Here is a 7,230-nt window from a genome sequence, read left to right on the forward strand (position 1 = left end):
CATGTCTGCAATGACTCCCCGAGAGATTGTCCACGAACTCAACAAACACATCGTGGGTCAGGAAGAAGCCAAACGCGCCGTGGCCATTGCCCTGCGTAACCGCTGGCGCCGGATGCAGCTGGACAGCAGCCTGCGGGAAGAGATCACTCCCAAGAACATCCTGATGATCGGCCCCACCGGTGTCGGCAAGACCGAAATTGCCCGACGCCTGGCCAAACTGGCCGATGCACCGTTCCTGAAAGTTGAAGCCACCAAGTTCACCGAAGTGGGCTATGTTGGACGGGATGTGGAATCCATCGTCCGCGATCTGGCGGACATGGCAGTTAAGATGTTGCGCGAAAAGGAAATGAAGCGCCACGAGAGCCGTGCCCTGGATGCCGCCGAGGAACGGATCCTTGACGCCCTGCTGCCCCCTCCCCGCGACTTCAACAAAGAGAGCAAGCGGGCCAGCAACGACTCCTCGACCCGTCAGCTGTTCCGCAAGAGGCTGCGGGAAGGTGAACTCGATGACAAGGAAATCGAAATCGACCTGCGCAGCGCAGGTGCCGGCGTGGAGATCATGGCACCTCCGGGCATGGAGGAAATGACCAACCAACTGCAGAGCATGTTCTCCAACCTGTCTTCCGACAAGCGCAAGACCCGAAATATGAAGGTGGCCGACGCACTCAAACAGGTCAAGGATGAGGAAGCGGCCAAGCTGGTCAACGAGGAAGAGATTAAACAAAAGGCCATTCAGGCGGTGGAGCAGAATGGCATTGTGTTTCTCGATGAGATCGACAAGGTGGCCAAGCGCTCGGAAAACACGTCTTCCGACGTTTCCCGGGAAGGGGTGCAACGGGACCTGTTGCCGCTGATCGAGGGTAGCACGGTGAGCACAAAGTACGGTTCAGTGCGCACCGATCATATCCTGTTTATCGCTTCCGGCGCATTCCACCTGTCCAAGCCGTCGGACCTGATCCCGGAACTGCAGGGCCGCCTGCCTATCCGGGTTGAGCTCCAGGCGCTGACGCCGGACGACTTCAAACGGATTCTGACCGAGCCGGACGCTTCTCTGGTTCAACAGTATGAAGCGCTGATGGCCACGGAAGGCGTGAAGCTGACCTTTGGCGACGATGCCATTGCCCGTATTGCGGAGGTGGCGTGGAAGGTCAATGAAACCACCGAGAACATCGGTGCCCGTCGTCTGCATACCGTGCTGGAAAGATTGCTGGAAAGCCTGTCCTACGATGCTGGTGATGCGGTGACCGAGAGCTTTGAGGTGACCGCAGAGTATGTGGACGAGAAGCTTGGGGAGTTGTCCGAGGATGAGGATCTGAGCCGGTATATTCTCTGACGGGAAGATGGGGTCAGATGAAAGCTTTCATCAGACCCCGGCCTGGACATCAACTCCGAGCTCTAGGGAATCCCCGGGGTCAGATGAAAACCTTCATCTGACCCCTTTTTCATTCAGTCACTGAGCCCTGGAGAAAAGATGCGTCACGTTCTCCAGACCGGCGGCAATTTTTCCCTTCTCCGACTGCCTCTTCCTGCCCTTCGCCACATACAACGGCAACATCTCACCATACAGGCTGGTACTGATGGTCCTCTGCTCGTCCTCAAGACGGTCACGGCGCAGCTTGATACCGTAACGGGCCAGTTTCGGCTCCAGTTCATCCGCCCGCTTGAGCAGGTCGCGGCGGGTCATCTGGTAGGCGTGCTCGCACACCATCCGGCGGCTCTGGAAACTGAACACATTCGAGAAAAAGAGCTTGGCATCGTCCCGGGTTGGCTCGAACAGAAGAATTTCCTTGTCTGGATAGTCTCGAGCGTACTGGGCAATGCCGGATTGCATGCGGGAATACACCATGGTCCGGAGCATCTGGGACAGCAGGTTGGGCATGCCAGAGCGGGTGAGCTCACCCGGCTTCATAGTGCCGGCCCGCACGGCGGCACTGGCGTCGATGGGTACCTGGGGATTCACGGCAAACACCACATCGGCGCCATCCTCAAAGGCAACCGACGCATGCAGGCCTTTGCGCAAGGTGCCGTCAACGTAGTAACGGCCATCGATTTCCACGGGCACGTAGAGCCCGGGTGATGAGGTACTGGCCTGGATGGCCTTGGAAATCGGCACATGGTCAAACCCGGGCGCCCCGAAACACACCGCTTCGGTGCTTTCGACATCGGCGGCCACCACATAGAGGCTGCGCTTCAGCTCCCGGAAATCGTTAGTGCGTCCGAGCATGGTAAAAGCGCGCTTGAGGTAGTCGTGCAGCCCTTCGTTGTCGAACAGGCCGGCCGGCGCCGCCTGAGCCAGGATGGTCAACGCCTCCAGGAAACTCTGATCGTAGGGGTTATTGATGAACCGGCTGACGGCGGTAGACATCAGGCCCGGCACCGCCAGCAGGCGGCTGCCGATCTCCCGAAATGCCGGACGATAGAAGACTTCCGGATGAAACGGATGCACCTCCGCCTCATTCCGCACGAAAATCCGGCACAGCTGCGCCGTGGTCATCTGGTTCGCCAGATTGGCAGCGGTAAAGGAGCCGGCATTGACGCCTACATAGACGTCCAGGTTGTTAAGATCCAGTCCGTCCAGGGCCTCATCCAGCGCCCTGAGCGCACCGATCTCGTAGATACCGCCCAGCGGACCACCGCCACCAAGGGCGAGGCCGATCCTGGGTTTCGGTTTGAGTTCTGTCGAGGCACTCATAATCAGTCGGTCTCCGCACCGTATCGTTGTCGGTGTCCCTTGACGACAACATAACAGTCGAATTTAGAAAACACACCCTATATTCCCGGCGTGGAACTGGATGTCAGGAAACGGCCTGTTCAGAGATGGCCATGGAGGACGTTCGTCCGGGGCGCAGATAGCGACCGAAGCCGGCGTTCCGCAACGCCAGATCTACACAACTCTTGATGACATGGGGAGAATCCAGCAACAGAACGTCTTCCAGAAGCTGTATCGCCCACTCACGGCTGATGCTCCGGATGACCGACTTCACCTTGGGCAGGCTCGCCGCGTTCATGGACAGGGAATCATACCCCATGGCCATCAGTAGCAACGCCCCACCAGGATCACCTGCCAACTCACCGCAAATACCTACCGGCTTGCCGACCGCATGGGCGTCCTGGGCAATCCGGACCAGAGCCTGGAGCACCGCCGGGTGATAGGAGTGATACAGCTGCGCCACCCTGGGGTTGTTGCGGTCCACCGCCAGCAGGTACTGGGTAAGGTCATTGGAGCCCACGGACAGGAAATCCACCCGGTCCGCAAGCTCACGGATCTGGTAGACCGCCGCCGGAATTTCCACCATGACACCGACCTTCGGCATATGGATGTCATAGCCCTCTTCCCTCACCTCGTGATAGACCCGGTAGATCAGGTGCAGGGATTCCTCGACTTCCGAGATGTTGCTGATCATGGGCAGCATGATCTGCAGATTGTTCAGCCCCTCACTGGCCTTCAGCATGGCCCGGACCTGCACCAGGAAGATTTCCGGGTGGTCCAGGGTTACCCGGATGCCACGCCAGCCCAGGAAGGGGTTCTCTTCATTGATCGGAAAATAGGTCAGCGCCTTGTCACCACCGATGTCCAGGGTGCGCATGGTGACCGGATTGGGGGCAAACGCTTCCAGCTGTTCCCGGTAATACTCTCGCTGCTCCTGCTCGGAGGGGAAGCGATCCTTGATCATGAACGGCACTTCAGTGCGGTACAGGCCGATACCCTCAGCACCGTGGGAGAGAGAACGCACCACGTCGGTCATCAGGCCGGTATTCACCAGCAGGGATACCCTGTGGCCATCGGTCGTCTCACAGGGCTTGTCACGAAGCGCCTCAAGCCCCCGGATCAGCTCATCCTCTTCGTCACAGATGGCCTGGTAGAAAGCGCGAAGATCCTGTGATGGCGAGGCGAAGATCTGGCCCTCGAAGCCGTCAACAATCAATTCCTTACCATCGAGCTGGTTGACCGGGATATCCACCAGGCCCATTACCGTGGGCACGCCCATGGCCCGGGCCAGGATTGCCACGTGGGAGTTGCTGGAGCCCTTGACCGACACCAGCCCCACCAACTGGCCCTTGGGCACCTCTCCGAGCATCGCCGGAGTCAGCTCTTCGCTGACCAGCACCGTCCTCTCGGGGTAGACAAGGTGTTTCTGCTCGCCTTCCTGCAAATGGGACAGCAGGCGCCGACCCAGATCGCGAATATCCACCGCCCGCTCCTGCAGGTAGTGATCATCCATCATCTCGAAGTGACGGACATACTGCTGGACCACCTGCTTGAGCGCGCCCTGCGCCCAGATACCGCCAGCAATCTTGTTGGCCACTTCGCCAGGCAAGGCCTCATCTCCCAGCATGCGAAGATAGACATCGAACAACGCCTGTTCTTCCGGGCGGAGCTGGCTGGCCAGCCGCTTCGCCACGCGTTCGATATCTTCCCTTACCGCCTTGACTGCCGCCTTGAACAGCTTCAGCTCGCCGTCGATATCTTCCGTAGGCTTTTCCGGAACCACATCCAGATCCGCCGCCGGATAGACCACTACACCAGAGCCAATGGCGACACCGGGGGCACCGGGCACACCATTGAAGCTCACATCCCGCGCCTCTTCGCCCGTCAGGGACAGACCACTGATTGCACCAGTCGCTTCACTGTGGGCGATAACCCCGGCCAACTGGGCGGAGACCGTCACCAGGAAAGCTTCCTCACCTTCGTCAAAACACCGGGAGCTTTCCCGCTGCTGAACAACGAGCACACCAAGTACCCGACGATGGTGAATGATGGGAACCCCCAGGAAAGAGCGGAAACGCTCCTCGCCGGTCTCCGGGAAATAGCGGTAACGGGGATGGGACGGAGCGTCTTCCAGGTTGATAGGCTCCTCGCGGGAGCCCACCAGACCGACCAGACCTTCCGAGTAACCCAGGCTAACCTGCCCCACCGCCTTGCGGTATAGGCCCTCGGTGGCCATCAGGATATAGCGGTTGGTGGCGGGGTCGAGCAGATAGACGGAACAGACCTCGGTATTCATGGCCTTTTGCACCCGCGATACAATGATATCCAGCGCCTCCTGCAAATCGCGGGCGCTGTTTACCTCTTGTACAAGACTTCGCAGTATGCTCAGCATGGCAAGGTCAATCCGTCATCTTGAGTGATCCTTCAAACGCCGGTTCTGCTCGGCTTTCCGCCACTGTTCCATGTTGTAGAACAGCCGTGGAGCCAGCTCCCGCAGCGCACGTCTGTATACTTCTCGTTTGAATGAAACCACCTGGCCCAGCGGATACCAGTAGCTAACCCACTGCCACCCGTCGAATTCCGGTGAATCCGTGCCGTCCACACGCACTTGCGCATCCGGCGATAACATCCTCAGCAGGAACCATTTCTGTTTTTGGCCCACACATACAGGGTGTGAGTTATGGCGCACCATCCTTCTCGGTAGACGGTACCTGAGCCAGCCCCGGGTACAGCTGATGATCTCCACATCACTGGCTGTGAGACCGATTTCCTCTCCAAGCTCCCGGTACAGTGCATCCTCCGGTGACTCGTTGTGCTGAATACCACCTTGGGGAAACTGCCAGGAGTCCTGACCTATTCGCCTTGCCCAGAGAACTTCGCCCCTGTGGTTGGCCAGAATGATTCCGACATTGGGTCTGAAACCGTCTGAATCGATCACGGCACAGTCCTCGCAAAAGTCGGCCGCCGGTCAATTTCTGACCGGCGAGAATTGTCCAAGTTGCTCTCATTCTTACAGAATCCCAAGGGTTCGGCAAACGGAGCCGATGCCTACAGGTCATGGTAGACTGTGAGCCTTCCTGAAAGCCCTTGTAACAGCGGAGGACACCCTTTGACGCTCGCACTTTTTGATCTGGACAACACCTTGCTTGCTGGTGACAGCGACCATGCCTGGGGCGAATTTCTGGTGGAAGAAGGCCTGGTCGATGCTGAGGAATACCGCAAGGCCAATGACCGTTTTTACCAGGAATACCTGAACGGCGAGCTGGACATCTTCCATTACCTCCGCTTCGCCCTGCAGCCGTTGGCCCGGCATGAAATGGACGAATTACTGGTGTGGCGCGAAGCTTTCCTGGAGAAAAAAGTTCGCCCGATGATGCAGGACAGGGCCCGGGAACTGCTGGACCAGCATCGCCAGCAGGGCCACACGCTGATGATCATCACCGCCACCAACCGGTTTGTGACCGAACCGATTGCGGAGCTGCTGGGCGTTGAGCACCTGATCGCCACCGAGCCGGAGCTGGTCAATGGCCGGTATACCGGGGAGGTTGCCGGTATACCCAGTTTTCAGGACGGCAAGGTGATCAGGCTGAACGACTGGCTGGAACACCACCGCCGTACCCTGGAGGGCGCCTGGTTCTACAGTGACTCTCATAACGATGTACCGCTTTTGAAGCAGGTGGAGAACCCGGTGGCGGTGGACCCGGATCCGAGGCTGGAGGCGCTGGCGAAGGAATCCGGGTGGCCGGTGATTTCGTTGCGGGGGTGAAGTCAGGGTGAAAGAGGGGTCTGAAGAAAGCCTTCTTCTGACCCCGTTTTCAGGCCCTTCACATAAACCCGGTCAACGACCGCACGAAGCACGACTTGATATAATCCGTCTCCGGTATCCCCGGAATCACCGGATGATCCGGCGCCTGGTGCCCCTGCTCCAGCAGCTGCACGAACCTGTCAATTTTCCGGCCGCTGCTGCGGATGATGTCGATCAGCTTTTCCTGGGACAGATGCATGGAACAGGACGCTGAAACCAGCAACCCGTCCCGCTCAAGCAGCCGAAGCCCCAACTGATTCAGGCGGGCATAGGCCTGTTCGCCGGCTTTCTGGTCCCGGCGACGGGGAATCAGGGCCGGCGGATCCAGTACCACGATGTCATACTTTTTTTTCTCGTCGGCCAGGGCCTTGAGTGCTTCAAAGGCATCGCCCTCGATGGTCTCGATATTATCCAGCCCGTTGATCTTCGCGTTGTGGTGCACCGCATCAATTGCCGTTGCCGAGGCGTCGACACAGGTAACCTCGGTAGCACCGGCACAGGCAGCCTGCAGCCCCCAGCCACCGACATAACTGAACACATCCAGCACCCGCTTACCCGGCGCATAGGCCTGCAAACGCTGGCGATTCATCCGGTGATCATAGAACCACCCGGTTTTCTGCCCACCGGCCAGCGGCACCTCAAAGCGAACGCCATTCTCCTCGACCTGCAGAAGATCCGCCTCCGGCCCGTGCGCCTGCTCGACATAGGTATCCAG

General features: G+C 58.9%; 6 protein-coding genes. 2 read left to right on the plus strand and 4 right to left on the minus strand.

From position 1 onward, the window contains the following. Nucleotide 1: 1 nt before the first annotated feature. The gene (hslU, locus tag R6W86_RS17615; RefSeq protein WP_410330646.1) at nucleotides 2-1,333 is read left to right on the plus strand and encodes an ATP-dependent protease ATPase subunit HslU; all 1,332 of its coding nucleotides are present in this window, start codon (nucleotides 2-4) and stop codon (nucleotides 1,331-1,333) included. A 117-nt stretch (nucleotides 1,334-1,450) separates the two neighbouring features. Here hslU and R6W86_RS17620 read toward each other — a convergent pair whose 3' ends face one another. From R6W86_RS17620 to R6W86_RS17630, 3 genes are all read right to left on the minus strand, one after another. Continuing rightward, a complete protein-coding gene (locus R6W86_RS17620; RefSeq protein WP_410330647.1) occupies nucleotides 1,451-2,692 on the minus strand; it encodes a patatin-like phospholipase family protein in 1,242 nt (413 codons plus the stop codon). Nucleotides 2,693-2,795: 103 nt separating this feature from the next. Next, nucleotides 2,796-5,102, minus strand: a complete 2,307-nt coding sequence (gene ptsP / locus R6W86_RS17625) for a phosphoenolpyruvate--protein phosphotransferase (RefSeq protein WP_410330648.1) — start codon at nucleotides 5,100-5,102, stop codon at nucleotides 2,796-2,798. Nucleotides 5,103-5,117: 15 nt separating this feature from the next. Beyond that, nucleotides 5,118-5,648, minus strand: a complete 531-nt coding sequence (locus R6W86_RS17630; protein WP_410330649.1) for an RNA pyrophosphohydrolase — start codon at nucleotides 5,646-5,648, stop codon at nucleotides 5,118-5,120. A gap of 171 nt (nucleotides 5,649-5,819) precedes the next feature. On the opposite strand from R6W86_RS17630, the gene R6W86_RS17635 reads away from it, so the two are divergent. Continuing rightward, the gene (locus R6W86_RS17635; RefSeq protein ID WP_410330650.1) at nucleotides 5,820-6,476 is read left to right on the plus strand and encodes an HAD family hydrolase; all 657 of its coding nucleotides are present in this window, start codon (nucleotides 5,820-5,822) and stop codon (nucleotides 6,474-6,476) included. A 58-nt stretch (nucleotides 6,477-6,534) separates the two neighbouring features. On the opposite strand, the gene R6W86_RS17640 is transcribed toward R6W86_RS17635, so the two are convergent. Then, nucleotides 6,535-7,230 (minus strand): class I SAM-dependent rRNA methyltransferase (locus R6W86_RS17640; protein ID WP_410330651.1); only part of this gene is annotated, 696 nt, incomplete at its 5' end.

This window comes from Marinobacter sp. (assembly GCF_046484525.1).
GTDB lineage: Bacteria > Pseudomonadota > Gammaproteobacteria > Pseudomonadales > Oleiphilaceae > Marinobacter.